Here is a 17,358-nt window from a genome sequence, read left to right as displayed (position 1 = left end):
GCAAGGGGAACGCATTCGCAGCTAGTCCTCGATGACTTCGATCAGGTCCGGGCCAGACGCCCGGTTGGAGTTCACGGCGGGGTCGACACGATGAAACTCCAGCACGTCTTCGGCACCCGGTTGCATCAACCGCGCCGCACCTTTGCCCGCCTCTCCCAACCAAAGGGACCAACCGTCGGGCTCTAAAATCAAAGGCATCCGGTGATGAATGGCCGACAGGTTCTGGTTCGTCTGAGTCGTCACGATTGCACAGGTGGATTGCCGCGCCTCTTCCGGCCCCCAATCCTGCCAGACACCCGCAAAGGCGATGGGCGCGCCGTCCTTACGGTGGATGTACCACGGCAGGCGCGTGCCCTGCTGGGACTTGGTCCATTCATAGAACCCTGTCGCCACGATCAGGCAGCGCCGCGATCGGCAGGCGTCGCGAAAAGCGGGTTTTTCGGCCAGAGTCTCGGCCCGTGCGTTGATCAACAAGGGGCCTGCATTTTCGGCCTTGTACCAATGGGGCAGAAAGCCCCAACGCAACGCATCCAGCCGACGACCAGAGTCTCCTGCACGAACGACATGCACCGGATTGGTCGGGCAGACGTTATAGTTGGGTACCTCAGGCAAGGCATTGGCAGGGCGCGCGGCAAACAGCTGCGCCATCGCGTCATTGGGCAAAGTGATTGCAAACCGTCCGCACATCAGTCCGTTGTCCAATCCCGGATCGTTGCGGGATGCGATTTCAGCCAAAAGAAAAAGCCGCACCCAAACGTGTACGGCTTTTCAGATCTTACTTCTGCTTGATACGACCATCCAGATAAGGCTGGTACGGCGCGTTTTCTGCCAGATATTCGGCCGTCACATCCGCCAGATCCGGGCCGAAGTCATAGGCATTCTTGTCGTCTCCTTCGAAGACGCTGTAGCCGTCACCGCCGTTGCGCACGTAGTTATTGGTCACCACCAGATACGTGGCCGAGGGATCAATCGGCACGAAACCGTCACCATCGGCGACCATCACCTCGGTGATGCGCCCTTCATTCGGGGCGGCTGAGGGGTCCCAGGTAAAGGTCAGGCCTGCGACCTGCGGGAACCGGCCCTTGACCTCTTCAACCTGGCTTACGCCATTTTCCAGCGCGTCGATCACGCCCTGCCCGTTGATCTCAAAGGTCGACAGGGTGTTCTGGAACGGCAGGACCGTCAGGACTTCGCCCATGGTGACCTCGCCTTCGTCGATCGAGGCACGCAGACCGCCCGCATTCGCAATCGCGATCTGAGCGCCTTGATCCGCAACGCGGTCCAGCATGGCATCTGCAACCAGATTGCCCATCTCGCATTCCTGCACACGGCAGACATCACGCGAGCCTTCGATTGTTGCAGCTGAGCTGGCTACGACGCGGCCTTTCATCTCTTCAATCGGGGCGCCCATTTCTGCGACGCGTGCCGCGATGCCCTCGTCCGGTGCGACGGAGGCATCCAACAGAATCGGCTCACCCTCTGCCGAAATCAGATTGCCGTCATCATCAAAGGTCAGGGTGATCTCGCCCAGATATTTCGAATAGGCGTAGGCCTGGACCACCGGAACATCGCCCACCATCACCGGGTATGCACCAGCCGCGTCCTCGTCCGTGTTGGACAGCAGGGTGTGCGAGTGCCCCCCAACAACCAGATCAAGGCCGGGCACCTGTTCGGCGATCTTGATATCCTGAGCCAGACCCACGTGGTTCAGCGCGATGATGATATCCACACCTTCGGCTTCCAAAGCGGCCACATCCGCCTTCAGGCTTTCAACCTCATCCTGAAAAACGACGTCCTTGCCCGGGCTGGACGTGTCCACCGTATCCGTGGCAAGGGCCGAGATGATGCCGATCTTCTGGCCACCCACCTCAAGCACTACGTGGTTTTGCACCTTGTCCTTCAGCTCGGCCGAAGACGACAGGTCCAGATTGCCCGAGATGACGGGAAAGCTAACCGCGTCGATGAAGGCTGCCAGACCTTCGGGGCCGTCATCGAATTCGTGGTTGCCGACGGCCATCACGTCATAACCGATCGCTTCCATGAACTCAGCCTCGGCAGCACCTTTGTAGGTCGTGTAGAACAGTGAGCCCTGAAACGGATCGCCTGCGTCCAGCAACAGTACATTCTCATCCGCCAGTTCAGCGCGCTTGGCGTCAACGGCTGTTTTCAGGCGCGCCACGCCGCCAAAGCACTTCCCTTCGGCTTCATCTTCGGCATCGCAAGTGGAGTCGTATTTGTTGATCGACTCGATCCGGCTGTGAATGTCGTTGGTGTGCAGAATGGTCAGCTTGTAGTCGGCGGCGGCGATGCCTGCGCTCAGGCCGAGGATCGCGACCGACGTCAATAGACGGCTTACCATGTTGAAACTCCCTGTCTTTGTTTTTCGGGATCGTGCGCTGATGCGGCGGAAGAGTCAAAGGGGGAAATCCGGCTTGATTCCGCGGGCCATGCGGGGCATCAGACCCTCATGCTGATCTACAAGATATTCCGGGCCGAGGAATGGGCCGCGTTGCAGGCAAATGGCGCAACTGATGGCGCGCCAATTGATATCGTTGACGGGTTCGTCCACTTTTCGACAGCCGAACAGGCGGCTGAAACCGCAGCCAAACACTTTGCTGGGGTTGAAGGTCTGACACTGCTTGGCTGCAACGCTGACGCCATGGGCGACGACTTGAAATGGGAAGTGTCGCGCGGTGGGGCCTTGTTTCCGCATCTCTACCGCCAAATCCGGCTCAGCGATGTGGTTTGGTCCCGCCCCCTGCCCTTCGATGGCCAAACCCACCAATTCCCGAGCGAGATGGTATGACCGCCTATATTGATCCCGATCGTGAACAGTTCGAAGCCTTCAAGGCATTGGATCGGGATCAACCTATCGAGATGCTGAACCTTGTCAGGTTTCGCGCCAAGGCCGACTACCCGGTTGGCCATGCTTTGGCAGATAAAGATCTGACGGGCGCTGAAGCCTATCGCCAGTATGGGGCTGAAACCGCCCCGATCATCGCCAGGATCGGCGCGTCGATCCTGTGGCGTGGGGCGTTTCAGACCACATTGATCGGACCGCAGGACGAGGCTTGGGATGAAGTGTTCATTGCCCGCTATCCTACTGCCCACGCGTTTCTTGAAATGGTAACAGACCCGGTTTACCGGTCTGCGGTGGTCCACCGTCAGGCCGCCGTCGCAACCTCCCGCCTGATCCGCTGCGGCACCGCGCAAGGAGGCGCGTCTTTCGGATGAAATTGACCGAGAAACTGGGCCTCGCCGCCCTACACCGTTTGGACCCTGAAACAGCCCATGGTCTGTCGATCAAGGCCCTGAAGGCCGGTCTTGCCCCGACGCGCGGACCGGTGACGTCACCGCGGCTTCGGACCGAGCTGGCCGGGTTGCGCCTGCCCAACCCCGTGGGCCTCGCCGCCGGGTACGATAAGAACGGAGAGGTTCTGGCCCCTCTGTCCCGCTCAGGGTTTGGTTTCATCGAGGTCGGAGCAGTGACCCCGCGCCCTCAACCCGGCAACCCAAAACCCCGCCTGTTCCGCCTGACCGAACACAAAGCCGCCATCAACCGTTTCGGCTTCAACAATGATGGTATGGAGGTAATGGCTAAACGGCTGGCCAACCGTCCCAAGGATGCGGTGATCGGCCTGAACCTCGGGGCCAACAAAGACAGCGATGACCGGCCCGGCGACTTTGCCAAAGTGCTGGCCCATTGCGCCGCGCATCTAGATTTCGCGACGGTCAATGTCTCCTCCCCAAACACCGAAAAACTGCGCGATCTTCAGGGCAAGGCGGCCCTTGGCGCTTTGTTGAGTGGTGTGATCGAGACGCGCGATGCACTGCCGCGCCCTCTGCCCATTTTCCTGAAAATCGCGCCTGACTTGACCGAGGATGAATTGCAGGACATCGCCGAAGTGGCCTCGGAAACGGGCGTGGATGCGGTCATCGCCACCAACACGACCCTGTCGCGCGACGGGCTGCGCAGCCCGCACAAGGACGAAAAAGGCGGCCTGTCCGGTGCGCCACTGTTTGAGAAATCCACCCGCGTTCTGGCCCGCTTGAGCAAGCTGACCGATGGGAAAATCCCTCTGATCGGTGTGGGCGGCGTCAGCTCGGCAGAACAGGCCTATGCCAAGATCTGCGCAGGCGCTTCGGCCGTGCAATTTTACACCGCGATGGTTTATGGCGGCCTGTCCTTGGCCGCCGATATCGCAAAGGGTCTTGATGACTTATTGACCCGCGATGGGTTTGACACCGTTGCACAGGCTGTGGGCAGCAAACGAGAGGATTGGCTGTGATCGAATATTGGCACAACCCGCGTTGTTCAAAATCCCGCATGGGATTGGCTTTGCTAGAGGAGCGCGGCGCTGAAATCGAGGTTCGGAAATACCTTGAGAACGCCCCCTCGGTCGAAGAGTTGCAGGCTGCGCAATCCCTGCTGGACCTGCCAGCCATCAAGATGATGCGCACGGGCGAGAAGCGGTTCAAGGAGCTGGGCCTTTCAAAGGACGCGCCGGACATGGAGTTGATCCAAGCCATGGCGGCCAACCCGATCCTGATCGAACGCCCTCTGGCTATCTCGGACGGTAAAGCAGCAATTGGCCGCCCACCTGAAAATCTACTCGCGCTTCTCTAGGCCACCTGAGCTTCAAGCTTCGGATAACGCCAACCCATCGTCACGCCGCGCGCAAGGTTCAGAACCATCAGCGCGGCCCACAGGCCATGGTTGCCGAACGCGGGCACCAGAATGAACAAAGCGACCACATAGATTGCCACTGATTGCAGCATCGCATTGCGCATGTCGCGGGTCCATGTGGCTCCGATATAGATACCGTCGAACATCCAGCTTGCGACCCCGATGATCGGGGCCAAGGCCGCCCAGAACAGGAATGTGCGGCCCGCTTCGCGTACTTCGGGAGAGGTGGACATCAGATCAATCAGCGCGGGACCTGCAAAGAAGAAAACGGCGCTGAGAAGCACCGCGCCACCAACGCCCCACTGAGACGCCATGACCGAGGCGCGCCGTACTTGGTATCGGTCCCGCGCACCAACCGCGCCTCCAACCAGCGCCTCGGCGGAAAAGGCGAATCCGTCCAGCGCAAAAGCGGTGATTTCCAGGAATTGCAACAGCACCTGATTGGCCGCCAGATTGACGTCTCCTAAATCGGACCCGACGAACAGGAAGGTGGTGAACGAGCCAGTCAGCAGAACCGAGCGGATCATTATGTCTCCGTTCACCTGCACCATCCGACGCAGCCGGGTGGGGTCAAATATACGCGGCCAGTCGCGCCATATTTGCCCGGCAAACCCGTCCCGGCACAGCCACAGACCCAGCGCCAACCCTGTCCACTCCGCGATCAGGGTCGCAATCGCCACGCCTTCGACGCCCCAGCCCAGCCCCAGAACGAACCACAGGTCCAGCACGATGTTCAGACCGTTCATCCAGATCTGTAGAAGGAACACACCCCGTGTCCGCTCGACCGCGATCAGCCAGCCGGTGATCGCATAGAGGGCAATGGTCGCGGGTGCGCCCCAGATCCGAATCTCAAGGTACGAGCGCGCGAGTGTTTCAACCTCGGGGCTAGCAGGAGATAACCAGAACGCGCCACTGAAGATCGCGACCTGGGCAAGAACAAACACGAGGCCCGCCGCCCCGCCGAGCATCAACCCACGAATGAGCAAGGCGCGCATCTCGGAGCTCTCTCCGGCCCCGCGTGCCTGCGCGGCAAGGCCCGTTGTGCCCATGCGAAGAAAACCGAAAATCCAGTAGATCGCGGACAGGATCACCGCGCCCATGCCCACCGCGCCAATCGGAGCAGCCGCCCCCATCTGCCCCACAACGCCCGTATCCACCGCGCCAAGGATCGGCACTGTCGCATTCGACAATACAATGGGAACCGCGATCTTCAGCACCCGTTTGTGAGTTATGGGTGCCGAGGCATCCTGCATGCTCAGCCCTTGTCGCGGGGCTGTTGCGGCATCAGGAAATGCCCGGTCGCCTGCGCAAACAGCTTGGCATGGTTGTCTTGCCACGCCTCAACCCGAACGGAAGCGTAACGCCGTCCAGCCCGGTTCACAAAGGCGCGCGCATAGGCGTCTCGCGGCAGGCCCGAGCGCAAATAGTCGACCGTAAAGTCGATGGTTTTGGGAAAGCGGATCGATTCATCCGTGACAATGGCCTCGGCATCAATTTCACCACTTTCGATGTCCGAGAACATGTGCTCCCAGCTCAGCGTGATGACGGCTGTGACCTCAAGAAACGCCGCGGTCACGCCGCCATGAAGGGCTGGAAGAAACGGGTTGCCGATCAGTTTCTCGTCAAAGTTCAGCACGCCAGTCAGTTCATCCCCGCGCCGATCGAAGCTGATATTGAGGAACCGGATATAGGGCACACCATCGACCAAGGCGCGCAAGGCGGCGTCGCGCCGGTGTTTGACCACTTGCATGGGTTCGGGACGGGAGCGGGCCATGTTTACTTCCCATCAACCGTGAAGGACCCTGTGGCGGTTGCCACTGGAAGGTCAAGATCGTCATCCATCGCCGTTGCCCGCACGAAGGCGACGTTTCGGGTGATATGATAGCAATTGGCCCGCGCGGTGATGCTCTGCCCCGGTGTGGCGGCGCGCATATAGTCAATGCGCAGATCAATCGTCGCCGTCCCGCCCGGCGAAGACGGGTGGCTCATGACTGCGGCCCCGCAGCAGGTATCCAGGATGGTCGAAATCGCGCCGCCATGGATCACGCCCGTGCGCGGGTCTCCGATCAGATCCTCGTTGTAAGGCATGGTCAACTCGGCCTCACCTTCCCCGATCTGGCTAAGATGAAGGCCCATGGCGCGCGCATGCGGAATGGCTTCGATAAACTGGCGGGCTAGCTTTGCTTTGTCGACCATGATCATATCCTGTTGTCTTGCCCCTTTATGAGCCGCCATCCGATCAAAGGGCAAGCCCACCTGTTGCGCTTGTTCGAATGACGTCCTAGGTTGCTGCCAAGGAGACCCCGAATGTCCGACAACCGTTTGTCATTCAAAGAGATGTGCGCCGAGTTCGACGTGACTCCGCGCACTCTGCGTTACTACGAATATATCGAGCTGTTGCAGCCCGATCGTGAAGGGCGATCCCGGTACTATGGCCCGAGAGAATGCGCCCGCATGACGCTGATCATGCGCGGTAGGAAATTCGGGTTTCCTTTGGAAGAGATTCGCCAGTGGCTGTTGATCTATGAAGATCAAGGCAACGAAGCGCAGATGGCAACCTTCGTGGAAATGGCAGATCGCCAGATGGACGAACTGCGCCAGCAGCGCGCGCAGCTGGACGAGGCGATGGATGCCCTCAAGCAGTTGCGGGACCAGACGGCCAAGTCCATAAAGTAGAATACCCTGCCCGTTTGGGGTCTGGTGCCTCCAAGAAATACACCTTGGACTCGCGTCCTAAGGCCAATCCGAGGGTGAATTTCGCTTGCCCCTAGGGAAAGAAAATTTCGCAAAACCCGTCATTACGCGACTGGAAGTTACGTCAACTTAGAAATGACGCAGCGTCTGGATTACGTAAACGTCACCTACATGTTGTAAAGCGTCCAGCAACTGCGCAACTCTATTCGGACGACGCCAGTGACGAGAGTATGACGAATGACCGAAGATCTGATGACCATACGTGAAATGTGCGAGACCTATGATGTCACGCCCCGCACCTTGCGGTTCTACGAGGCGAAGGAACTTCTGTTTCCGATCCGCGAGGGTCAGAAGCGTCTGTTCACCAAACGCGACCGCGCGCGGCTGAAGCTGATTCTGCGCGGCAAGCGGTTTGGCTTCAGCCTTGAGGAAATTCGCCAGCTTCTGGACCTGTATCACGTGGGCGACCAGCAGGTGACCCAGATGGCGCGCACCTATGAAATCGCGTGCGAACGTCTGGCCGATATGGAATCGCGCCGTGAAGAGCTGACACAGGCTATCGACGATCTGAAAGAGCAGTTGCGCTGGGGCGAGAAAGTTATCGCCTCGATGAAACAGGAAAAGAAGGCGGCCGAATAACTTCGCCCTGCCTTCCGGACATATGAATTAAGGGAGCTTCACATGCCCGTCTACAACGCGCCAACCAAAGATATGCAGTTCATCCTGCATGATGTCCTGAAAATCTCGGAGTCTGACATTCCGGGCTACACCGAACTAGAGACCGAATTCACCGGTGCCGTTCTGGAAGAAGCTGGCAAGGTTGCCAGCAATGTTCTTCACCCGCTGAATGTTGTCGGCGACACCGAAGGATGCCGTTTGGAAAACGGTATCGTTTACACACCCACAGGCTTCAAGGATGCCTTTGAGCAGATGAAAGAAGGCGGCTGGACTGGCCTCGACATGCCGGAAGAGTATGGCGGCCAGAACATGCCCTACGTGATTGGAACGGCCGTGGGCGAGATGTTCTCGGGCGCGAACCAGGCGTTTACGATGTATCAGGGCCTGACCCACGGCGCGGCCTCGGCCATTCTGGCGCACGGCTCGGACGAGCAGAAGAACAAATACCTGCCGAACATGATCAGCTGCGAATGGACTGGCACCATGAATCTGACCGAACCGCATTGCGGTACCGATCTGGGTCTGATGCGTACCAAGGCGGAACCTCAGGGCGACGGCAGCTATAAAATCTCGGGCCAGAAGATCTTTATATCGGCCGGTGATCACGACATGGCCGACAATATCATCCATCTGGTTCTGGCCAAAATCCCCAGTGGCCCCGAGGGCATCAAGGGCGTGTCACTGTTCATCGTACCCAAGTTCATGGTCAACGAAGACGGCTCGCTGGGCGAACGCAACGGCGTCTCGGTCGGCAAGGTCGAAGAGAAAATGGGCATCCACGGCAACTCGACCTGCGTCATGAACTATGATGAGGCGACCGGCTATCTGCTAGGCGACCTGCATAAAGGTATGCGCGCCATGTTCACCATGATGAACGAAGCGCGTCTGGGTGTGGGCATGCAGGGTCTGGCGCAGGCCGAGGCCGCGTATCAGAACGCTGTTGAATACGCGAAGGACCGTCTGCAAGGTCGCGATGTGACCGGCGCGAAGAACCCGGATGGCCCCGCCGATCCGCTGATCGTTCACCCCGACATCCGCCGCAACCTGATGGATCAGAAAAGCTTCACCGAGGGCGCGCGCGCGTTCATCTTGTGGGGCGCGACCATGATCGACAAAGCGCACCGCTCGAGTGACAAGGACGCCGATGGGCTGATCTCCTTGCTGACACCGGTCATCAAGGGCTTCCTGACGGACGAAGGTTACGACATGACCGTTCAGGCGCAGCAGGTCTATGGCGGCCATGGCTACATCGAAGAATGGGGTATGTCGCAATACACCCGCGATGCCCGTATCGCGATGATCTACGAAGGCGCTAACGGCGTTCAGGCGCTGGACCTTGTGGGCCGTAAACTGGCGCAGGATGGCGGCAAGCACGTCATGGCGTTCTTCGAGATGGTCAAAACCTTCTGCAAGGAAAACGCAGGCCAGAACGAAGCCTATGACAAAGCCTTCATCGAACCACTGAAAGCAGCGTCCAAAGATCTGCAGGCCGCTGGCATGTACTTCATGCAAGAAGGCATGAAGAACCCCAACAACGCTCTGTCCGGGTCTTATGACTTCATGCACATGTTCGGTCATGTCTGCCTGGGCCTGATGTGGGCGCAGATGGCGAAGGCCGCGCAAGACGCGCTGGACGGTGGAGCCTCGGACAAAGAGTTCTACGAGACCAAGATCAACACCGGCCGGTTCTACATGGCCCGCCGCCTGCCCGCGACAGCGATGCATCTGGCGCGCATTCAGACCGGCGCTGACACGGTGATGGCTTTGGACGCGGCGAGCTTCTGATCATAGTCTGGGCTCGGGCTGTACAGCTCGGGCCCGACTATTCGGAGGAGACAGAATGCCAAAACGCTTTCGCTTGACCCGCCGTTTCCCGGTCGCCATGACCGAGGACGGCTATCGCAAACTCCGCGGCTTCGCCCGCGAGGCCGGGTTGGATGAAGGCGAAGCGCTGTCTTTTCTGTTTGAGAACTTCAACAGCGTCATTGACGAGGAAAACATGACCCATCGGTTGCGTCTCTTCAATTCCGAGTTGGAAGCACGCAAGCGCTAGGCACCAAGGCCGAAAAGCTTGGGCGGACGATGCAAGAAAACGCCACGGGAGGGGCGACCGCATGACCATAAAACTGCACTGCTTCGGTGAAAGCGGCAATTCGTACAAGGCCGCCTTGGCTCTGGAAATGTCCGGCCTTGAGTGGGAGCCGGTCTTTGTCGATTTCTTCAAAGGCGTCACCCGCAGCCCCGAGTTCCGCTCGGACGTCAACGTAATGGGCGAAGCGCCTTTTCTGATCGACGGTGATTTCAAAACCTCCCAATCTGGTGCGATTCAGGCTTATGTCACCGAAAAATCGGGCAAGTTCGGCGGCAAGACGCGGGAAGAGAATTACGAGATCTTTCGCTGGGTGCTGTGGGATAACCACAAACTCAGCTCGATGGCCGGTATGACGCGGTTTCTGATGAACTTCCTGCCCGAAGAACACCGCAATGCCGATGTGATTGCCTTCAACCAAGGCCGTCTAAAAGCGGCCTACGATGTTCTGAACAACCACCTTGAGGGCCGCGGCTGGATTGTTGGGGACAGCGTGACCAACGCTGATCTCAGCTGCTGCGGCTACCTTTACTATCCCGAACCATTCGGCTTTGACCGTGCCGACTGGCCCAATATCGACGCCTGGCTGACTCGCCTCTCCGAGCAGCCCGGCTGGAAACACCCCTATGACCTGATGCCCGGCAACCCGTCGGATCGAGCTTAAGGAGAAGACCCATGACCGAAGCTTATATTTATGACGCCCTGCGCACCCCGCGCGGCAAGGGCCGCAAGGATGGCAGCCTGCACGAGGTAACCTCGGTGCGCCTGTCGGCTGTGGCCCTGAACGCACTGAAAGAGCGTAATAACCTGGAAGGTCACGCCGTCGAAGACGTGATCTGGGGCAACGCCACGCAGGTGATGGAGCAAGGCGGCTGTCTGGCCCGGACTGCGGTTCTCGCCTCGGATCTGGATGAGCGTATCCCCGGCCTGTCGATCAACCGCTTCTGCGCCTCGGGCATGGAGGCCGTGAACCTGGCCGCCAACCAGGTCAAAGGCGGAGCTGGCGATGGCTATATCGCTGGTGGTGTCGAGATGATGGGTCGCGTGGCCATGGGCTCGGACGGAGCGGCGATTGCCGTTGATCCCTCGGTGGCAATGGACACCTATTTTGTTCCGCAGGGGATTTCTTCGGACATCATCGCGACCGAATATGGCTTCAGCCGTGATCAGGCCGACCAGCTGGCGATGGAGTCGCAGCGCCGCGCAGCGCAGGCATGGGAAGAGAACCGGTTCGAGAAATCGGTGATCTCGGTCAAGGATCAGAACGGCCTGACCATTCTGGACCGCGATGAATACATGCGCCCCGGCACCGACATGCAGAGCCTGGGTAGCCTGAACCCTGCTTTCCAGATGATGGGCGAACAGATGCCCGGCTTCGACAAGGTTGCGATACTGAAGTACCCGCATCTGGAAAAGATCAACCACATCCACCACGCGGGCAACAGCTCAGGCATCGTGGACGGCGCGGCCGCTGTTCTGATCGGCAACAAAGAGTTCGGCGAAAAGCACGGCCTGAAACCGCGCGCCCGTATCAAAGGCACCGCCAAGATCGGTCTGGACCCGACCATCATGCTGACCGGCCCCGTGCCAGTGACGCAGAAAATCCTGGCCGACACAGGTATGGCGATTTCCGACTTTGATTTGTTCGAAGTGAACGAAGCCTTCGCCTCGGTCGTGCTGCGGTTCCAGCAGGCGTTTGATGTCGACCCCGAGCTGGTCAACGTCAACGGCGGCTCGATCGCGATGGGCCACCCGCTGGGTGCCACCGGTGCAATCATCATCGGCACTCTGCTGGATGAGCTGGAACGTCAGGACAAGGAAACCGGTCTGGCGACCCTGTGTGTGGCATCCGGCATGGGCGCGGCAACCATTATCGAGCGGGTCTGATGCCCAAGCTGGATCTCTCTCAGATCCCGTTTCAGGGGGGATCGTCTTATCCCGGCAAGCTGGCCGAGGCGACTGCAGGTCGTTTCGTTCAGCGGATCGGGGATGCGGGCGGTCTGACCCAATACGGGGTCAACATCGTGCGGTTGGAACCTTCGGGGATGTCCTCGTTGCGCCACTATCACATGCAGCAGGATGAGTTTGCCATCATGCTGTCCGGCACATGCGTGCTGATCGACGACGATGGTGAGCATGAGATGCTGCCCGGTGACTGCGCCGCTTGGCCTGCAGGTGAGGCCAACGGCCACCACCTTGTAAACAAAACCGATGCGCCCGCGACCTTTCTGGTGGTGGGCACGCGGACCCCGACCGAGACCGGCTATTACAGCGACATAGACATGATGGTGAAGGATGATGAGAACGGGTTCTCTTTCACCCGGAAAGACGGCAGCCCGCTGACGGCTGACCAGATTGGAGATGACAATGACTGATTTCACTCTGACCAAAGACGCAGACGGCGTCGCCTTTGTGACCTGGGATGCCCAGGGGAAATCCATGAACGTTCTGACCCGCGAGGCCTTTCAGGAGGTCAGCCAGCTGATCGATCAGGCCCTGAGCGATGATGAGATCAAAGGGATCGTAATCACCTCGGGCAAAGAGGGCTCCTTCGCGGGTGGCATGGATCTGAATACCCTCGCCACCATCCGTCAGGAGGCCGGTGATGAACCGGCGCAGGCGCTGTTCGACTTCGTCATGGGCGGCCACCACATCCTGCGCAAGATGGAATTGGCGGGCATGGACCCCAAGACCAAGAAGGGCGGCAAACCGATCGCCTGTGCGATCAACGGCACATGCGCCGGCATCGGGACCGAGATCGCGCTGGCCTGTCATCACCGCGTCATGACCTCGAACGCCAAGGCCAAGATCGGCCTGCCCGAGATTCTGCTGGGCATCTTCCCCGGTGGTGGTGGCACCATGCGCTTTAGCCGTATGGTTGGTGCGATGGCTGCCGCTCCGGTCCTGCTGGAAGGCAAGATGATGGACCCCAAGAAAGCCAAAGGCGCACAGCTGATCGACGATGTTTCAGACGATCCGGTCGCCGCGGCCAAGGAATGGGTTCTGAACGCCAAGGACGCCGATCTGGTCAAGCCTTGGGACGCGAAGGGCTACAAAATGCCCGGCGGCGCGCCCTACCACCCTGCTGGCTTCATGACCTTTGTCGGCGCCAACGCGATGGTGCACGGCAAGACCCAGGGTGCTTTCCCGGCGGCCAAGGCTCTGCTGAGTTCGATCTACGAAGGTGCGCTAGTCGACTTTGACACCGCCCTGAAGATTGAAGCGCGTTGGTTCACCAACGTCCTGATGAACCCGTCGTCGTCGGCCATGATCCGCTCGCTATTCCTGAACAAGGAAGCGTTGGAGAAAGGCGCGGTCCGCCCCAAAGATGTGGCCGATCAACGCGTTAAAAAGGTCGGCGTTCTGGGCGCTGGCATGATGGGCGCTGGTATCGCTCTGGTCTCGGCGCAGGCCGGGATGGAGGTTGTTCTGGTCGACCGTGATCAGGCTGCCGCCGACAAAGGCAAGGCTTACTCCGAAAGCTACATGGACAAAGGCATCAAGCGCGGCAAAGCCACGGCCGAAAAGAAGGACGCCCTACTAGCCCGCATCACAGCCACCCCTGATCTGGAGCATCTGAAAGGCTGCGATCTGATCATCGAGGCCGTTTTCGAAGACCCCGGCGTCAAAGCCGATATGACCAAGAAGGTCGAGGCGATCATCCCCGAGGATTGCATCTTTGCCTCGAACACCTCGACCCTCCCGATCACCGATCTGGCAAAAGCCTCCGTCCGGCCCGAGCAGTTCATTGGCATCCACTTCTTCTCACCCGTTGAGAAGATGTTCCTGGTCGAGATCATCAAAGGCAAGGAAACTGGTGATCGCGCCGTCGCCAAGGCTCTGGACTATGTGCGCCAGATCCGCAAGACGCCGATCGTGGTCAACGATGCGCGCTTCTTCTACGCCAACCGCTGCATCATCCCCTACATCAACGAAGGCGCGCGCATGATCACCGAGGGCGTCAGCCCGATCCTGATCGACAACGCGGCGCGTCAGCTGGGCTTCCCGGTGGGACCGATCCAGTTGACCGACGAAACTTCGATTGATCTGGGTGCCAAGATTGCGCGCGCGACCAAGGCGGCGATGGGCGATGCCTATCCCGAAAGCCCCTCGGACGATCTGATCTTCTGGATGGAGGAACAGGGCCGTCTGGGTCGCAAGGCCAATGCTGGTTTCTTCGACTATGACGAGAAAGGCAAGCGCGTCGAGTACTGGAAGGGTCTGCAGGACAAATACCCTCTGGCCGCTGAGCAGCCTGACCTGATCGAAGTGCAGGAACGTCTGATGTTCGCACAGGTTCTGGAAGCGGTCCGTGCTCTGGAAGAAGGCGTTCTGGAAGATATCCGTGAAGGCGACGTGGGTGCGATCCTGGGTTGGGGCTTTGCGCCTTGGTCCGGTGGTCCGCTTAGCTGGCTGGACATCATCGGCACGCCCTACGCAGCCGAGCGTTGCGATCAGTTGGCCGAGGCCTATGGCGAGCGTTTCGCCTGCCCGCCCCTGCTGCGTGAAATGGCTGAAAAAGGTCAGAGCTTCTACGGCCGGTTCAACCCGGACGCCAAAGCCGCTTAAAACAACGACGCAGGCGCAACTCCCCTTGCGCCTGCGTCTTCCTTACTGAACAGCCGGAGCGGTTTGCCATTCAGGCCGGAGAAACAGAACCGGCGCATTTGGTCGACCCGGCCGCCCGGGCCTGCGAATACCCGCCGCTGGGCGGATCGGGAAAATCGGATCCGTCGGGATCGGAGCAGGCAAAGCGCCCAATGGGTTCGCCAAAGCCGAAATCTCACCACTTGCAGCAAGCGCACCGACCAACGCAGTCGCAGCGTCTTCGTCGGCCATCGCATACTCTTTTGCCTGACCAGATGTGCGACTAAAGCGTCCCGAAGGGCAATAGGCCTGCAAGCCACCCTCGATATAGATCACCTCGTCCTGATCGAAAAACAGTGTCGTGACCTCGAACGACGATCCCGGAGATTGCGAGGTCAACCGACAGGCCCCGTCCAATACCCGCGCAGGCAACACTGTTACACCTTGATCCGTCAGGTCCAGTTTGCCGCGATCCAGCGCGACGCCCTGTTCCGGCATCAACCAAACCGCGCGCCCGTTATAGGCCGCCCGCGCAGGCACAAAGATGGGTAGATGGGCCGACCGCCTCTCACCTGCCGGGATATTGACCCAACTGGTCGAGACCCTGCGGACCTCCTTGAAACCGTGATCCAGCGTTCGAACCAAATCGCCAGCGGCGATACGTTCGATCAGCTTCCATCCACTGGTGGTCGCGATTTTGGTTCCGTGCAGGAACCCTCCTCTGCGCGATGACACTGCGTCCAGCGCAACTGGCAAATCCGCATCGTCATGATACTCGGAAACATCCGAAAAACTCACTACTTCCAACACGTGCCGAACCCCCTTTTGGCACAAATACTCACATCTCAAGAGATAGCAGAAGTAGCGGTTTTCCGTCTTAGTTTGGCCGTATTTACGCCAAATTTGGGTTAAAATGAGGGGCTTTTCGCGACAGAAAGCAGTGCAGGAGTGGGTTTATCGACCAACCGGAAACTATAAGCCGGACGTTGCGTCAAATGCGTAGCCGAATCTCTCGATGTCTTCTGCGCAGGCTTCTGCCACGGATTGGGCGGACCTGTCGGAATAGTATGCCCGATAGTCTGCTTGTCGGTCCGAGGGGTTGATATGGGGCAATTCCACCTCAAACCCCAGATGGCGAAACAGTGGCTGCGCGTCCTGTTCGAACTGTTCCAACCGTATGAACAGCTGGCACTGCTCAACCCCATCCGCGCGGGTCATGTAGCGCCGCGCCGGATGGTCCTGAAACGAACGACGAATGGTTGGGTGCAGGACAAAAGGCTCGAACGCCAATTGCTGCGACAGGGTGACGGCCTCATGCGCGAAGCTCTGAGAGCGTAGCCAATGGTAATAGCTGACCATGCGATTCCAAGGGTTGCGAACCAGCGTGAAGGCAAACATCCCCTCAAGCTCACCATCCGGCAACACCCCGTCTATATCCGCAAGCGTCGCGTGTTTGTGCAGCCTCCCCCGCGCGGTCAGTTCCTTGGCGCGGCGCCGCCGTTTCAGGGCCTTAGGCGTGTCTCCCAACAGGATGTCATTCTTCATGGCCCGCTGCTCCAGCGCCAAGGCCAGTGAGGTTCCCCCCGTCTTGGGCATATGCACAAACACATAGCGGCGACCGCGAGAAATGATCATGCGACCTCCTGCTCGGGGGCCGCGCGCCCGGCTCGCCAGCCCAGAACCGCGCCGGCTGTTGCGATCAGTCCGATGCCAAAGATCTGCATCACTCCGATCGTCTGTCCAAGTGCGACCCAGGCGAATAGAGGGCCGAAGATCATGATCGAATATTCGAACACTGCAACGAATGAGGGCTCACCGACCTGATAGGCTTTGATCATCATGAAGACAGCCACGGTCGATCCGACTGCCTGTACTGCGACCCATGGCAAGGCAGCGCGCATATCGAGGACCAGACCACGGGTCACAAAGCCTTCGGGACCGTCGGGTCCAGATGCGGGAAAGGCCGTGAAAACGACTAAACCGATGGCCCCGGCAACACCCAAAACCAGCATGTTGTTTGCCAGAAGGGCGACCGTGCTTTCATCCGAGCAATAGGTCCGCGTGACGATCACGCTCAGCGCGTAGAAGAACCCTCCGACAACCGGCAGAAAGGTCCTGACATCAAACTCGTTCGGGTTGGGTTGCAACACGCACAGGATGCCCACGAACCCCAACAGGACCGCGCCGATGCGCCATGGCCCGATGACTTGCTTTAGACCCAATGCAGAAATCAACAGCACGAACATCGGTGAGGTGAACAAACCCGCCAAAGCCTGCGCAATCGGCATCAACGCCAGCGAGGCGAAATAGAACAGCATGCCCGTCGCGATCAGAACACTGCGCAGCAAGACAAACCGCAGCCGTTTTGGCCGCAGACTTCCCAAACCCAACAGGGACAGCCCGATGATCAGAGGCAACATCAAAACGGCACGGCTGAGATGGAACTGCCACAGCCCGATGGTTTCAGCCAGCAGGATCACCACATTGTCGATCACGCCAAGAATGGCCATTGCCGAGACCATCAGCACCGAGGCCAAAAAGGGGAGTGTTTCTTTGCCTGGCTGCATGTCCTGCCTCGGGTTGGATGCGCGCAACAGCGCTTGTGCCATCCAGCATATTTCTG

The 17,358-nt window shown here is 59.2% G+C and carries 20 protein-coding genes; 12 read left to right on the top strand and 8 right to left on the bottom strand.

Annotated elements, in window-relative coordinates; all coding sequences use genetic code 11:
• Positions 1–21: 21 nt before the first annotated feature.
• Together J7394_RS16720 and J7394_RS16715 are read right to left on the bottom strand one after the other, a co-directional pair.
• Entirely contained in the window at positions 22–687 is a 666-nt protein-coding gene (locus tag J7394_RS16720) for an SOS response-associated peptidase (protein ID WP_209254642.1), read from the bottom strand.
• 88 nt (positions 688–775) lie between these two features.
• The gene (locus J7394_RS16715) at positions 776–2,359 is read right to left on the bottom strand and encodes a bifunctional UDP-sugar hydrolase/5'-nucleotidase (RefSeq protein WP_209254640.1); all 1,584 of its coding nucleotides are present in this window, start codon (positions 2,357–2,359) and stop codon (positions 776–778) included.
• A 108-nt stretch (positions 2,360–2,467) separates the two neighbouring features.
• Between J7394_RS16715 and J7394_RS16710 the strand changes: the two genes are divergently transcribed.
• From J7394_RS16710 to arsC, 4 genes are read left to right on the top strand one after another with little or no spacing between them, the layout of a single operon-like run.
• Complete coding sequence (locus J7394_RS16710; protein WP_170552716.1) at positions 2,468–2,806, top strand: DUF952 domain-containing protein; 339 nt, start codon at positions 2,468–2,470, stop codon at positions 2,804–2,806.
• Positions 2,803–3,234 carry a DUF1330 domain-containing protein gene (locus tag J7394_RS16705; RefSeq protein ID WP_209254636.1) on the top strand — a complete coding sequence of 144 codons (432 nt, stop codon included), beginning with the start codon at positions 2,803–2,805 and terminating at the stop codon, positions 3,232–3,234. Before J7394_RS16710 ends, J7394_RS16705 begins: the two co-directional genes overlap by 4 nt.
• Entirely contained in the window at positions 3,231–4,289 is a 1,059-nt protein-coding gene (locus J7394_RS16700; RefSeq protein ID WP_209254629.1) for a quinone-dependent dihydroorotate dehydrogenase, read from the top strand. The genes J7394_RS16705 and J7394_RS16700 overlap by 4 nt, the downstream gene beginning before the upstream one ends.
• On the top strand, positions 4,286–4,627 hold the full coding sequence (gene arsC / locus J7394_RS16695) for an arsenate reductase (glutaredoxin) (protein ID WP_209254627.1): 342 nt from the start codon (positions 4,286–4,288) through the stop codon (positions 4,625–4,627). Before J7394_RS16700 ends, arsC begins: the two co-directional genes overlap by 4 nt.
• Here arsC and J7394_RS16690 read toward each other — a convergent pair.
• The 3 genes from J7394_RS16690 to J7394_RS16680 are packed head-to-tail and all read right to left on the bottom strand — an operon-like array spanning position 4,624 to position 6,883.
• Entirely contained in the window at positions 4,624–5,940 is a 1,317-nt protein-coding gene (locus J7394_RS16690; RefSeq protein WP_209254625.1) for an MATE family efflux transporter, read from the bottom strand. The two genes, arsC and J7394_RS16690, sit on opposite strands and share 4 nt — an antisense overlap.
• A 2-nt stretch (positions 5,941–5,942) precedes the next feature.
• Positions 5,943–6,461 (bottom strand): PaaI family thioesterase, encoded by a 519-nt coding sequence (locus tag J7394_RS16685; RefSeq protein ID WP_209254623.1) that lies wholly within the window; start codon positions 6,459–6,461, stop codon positions 5,943–5,945.
• Positions 6,462–6,463: 2 nt separating this feature from the next.
• On the bottom strand, positions 6,464–6,883 hold the full coding sequence (locus J7394_RS16680; protein WP_209254621.1) for a PaaI family thioesterase: 420 nt from the start codon (positions 6,881–6,883) through the stop codon (positions 6,464–6,466).
• Positions 6,884–6,994: 111 nt separating this feature from the next.
• Between J7394_RS16680 and J7394_RS16675 the strand changes: the two genes are divergently transcribed.
• The 8 genes from J7394_RS16675 to J7394_RS16640 all read left to right on the top strand — a co-directional run bounded on the left by J7394_RS16675 (position 6,995) and on the right by J7394_RS16640 (position 14,717).
• The gene (locus J7394_RS16675; RefSeq protein WP_209254619.1) at positions 6,995–7,363 is read left to right on the top strand and encodes a MerR family DNA-binding transcriptional regulator; all 369 of its coding nucleotides are present in this window, start codon (positions 6,995–6,997) and stop codon (positions 7,361–7,363) included.
• Between the two features lie 255 nt (positions 7,364–7,618).
• Positions 7,619–8,020: a MerR family DNA-binding transcriptional regulator gene (locus J7394_RS16670; RefSeq protein WP_170459194.1), complete on the top strand. Its 402-nt coding sequence runs from the start codon at positions 7,619–7,621 to the stop codon at positions 8,018–8,020.
• Positions 8,021–8,062: 42 nt separating this feature from the next.
• Positions 8,063–9,844: an acyl-CoA dehydrogenase C-terminal domain-containing protein gene (locus J7394_RS16665; RefSeq protein WP_209254617.1), complete on the top strand. Its 1,782-nt coding sequence runs from the start codon at positions 8,063–8,065 to the stop codon at positions 9,842–9,844.
• Positions 9,845–9,899: 55 nt separating this feature from the next.
• Positions 9,900–10,112, top strand: coding sequence for a hypothetical protein (locus tag J7394_RS16660; protein WP_209254615.1), 213 nt, complete (start codon positions 9,900–9,902; stop codon positions 10,110–10,112).
• Between the two features lie 61 nt (positions 10,113–10,173).
• Positions 10,174–10,812, top strand: coding sequence for a glutathione S-transferase family protein (locus J7394_RS16655; protein WP_209254613.1), 639 nt, complete (start codon positions 10,174–10,176; stop codon positions 10,810–10,812).
• Positions 10,813–10,823: 11 nt separating this feature from the next.
• Positions 10,824–12,035, top strand: coding sequence for an acetyl-CoA C-acetyltransferase (locus J7394_RS16650; RefSeq protein ID WP_209254611.1), 1,212 nt, complete (start codon positions 10,824–10,826; stop codon positions 12,033–12,035).
• Complete coding sequence (locus J7394_RS16645; RefSeq protein WP_209254609.1) at positions 12,035–12,523, top strand: cupin domain-containing protein; 489 nt, start codon at positions 12,035–12,037, stop codon at positions 12,521–12,523. The genes J7394_RS16650 and J7394_RS16645 overlap by 1 nt, the downstream gene beginning before the upstream one ends.
• On the top strand, positions 12,516–14,717 hold the full coding sequence (locus J7394_RS16640; RefSeq protein WP_209254606.1) for a 3-hydroxyacyl-CoA dehydrogenase NAD-binding domain-containing protein: 2,202 nt from the start codon (positions 12,516–12,518) through the stop codon (positions 14,715–14,717). The genes J7394_RS16645 and J7394_RS16640 overlap by 8 nt, the downstream gene beginning before the upstream one ends.
• A gap of 42 nt (positions 14,718–14,759) precedes the next feature.
• Here J7394_RS16640 and J7394_RS16635 read toward each other — a convergent pair whose 3' ends face one another.
• The 3 genes from J7394_RS16635 to J7394_RS16625 form a co-directional block, all read right to left on the bottom strand.
• Positions 14,760–15,545, bottom strand: a complete 786-nt coding sequence (locus J7394_RS16635) for a Hint domain-containing protein (RefSeq protein ID WP_371812056.1) — start codon at positions 15,543–15,545, stop codon at positions 14,760–14,762.
• A 162-nt stretch (positions 15,546–15,707) separates the two neighbouring features.
• Positions 15,708–16,370, bottom strand: a complete 663-nt coding sequence (locus tag J7394_RS16630) for a sulfotransferase family 2 domain-containing protein (protein ID WP_209254604.1) — start codon at positions 16,368–16,370, stop codon at positions 15,708–15,710.
• Positions 16,367–17,344, bottom strand: a complete 978-nt coding sequence (locus J7394_RS16625; protein WP_247748269.1) for a DMT family transporter — start codon at positions 17,342–17,344, stop codon at positions 16,367–16,369. The genes J7394_RS16630 and J7394_RS16625 overlap by 4 nt, the downstream gene beginning before the upstream one ends.
• Positions 17,345–17,358: the final 14 nt, after the last annotated feature.

The organism is Ruegeria sp. R13_0 (genome assembly GCF_017743995.1).
Lineage (GTDB): Bacteria > Pseudomonadota > Alphaproteobacteria > Rhodobacterales > Rhodobacteraceae > Ruegeria.
Note: the sequence above shows the minus strand (reverse complement) of the source record. Positions and strands in the feature narration are given on the sequence as shown.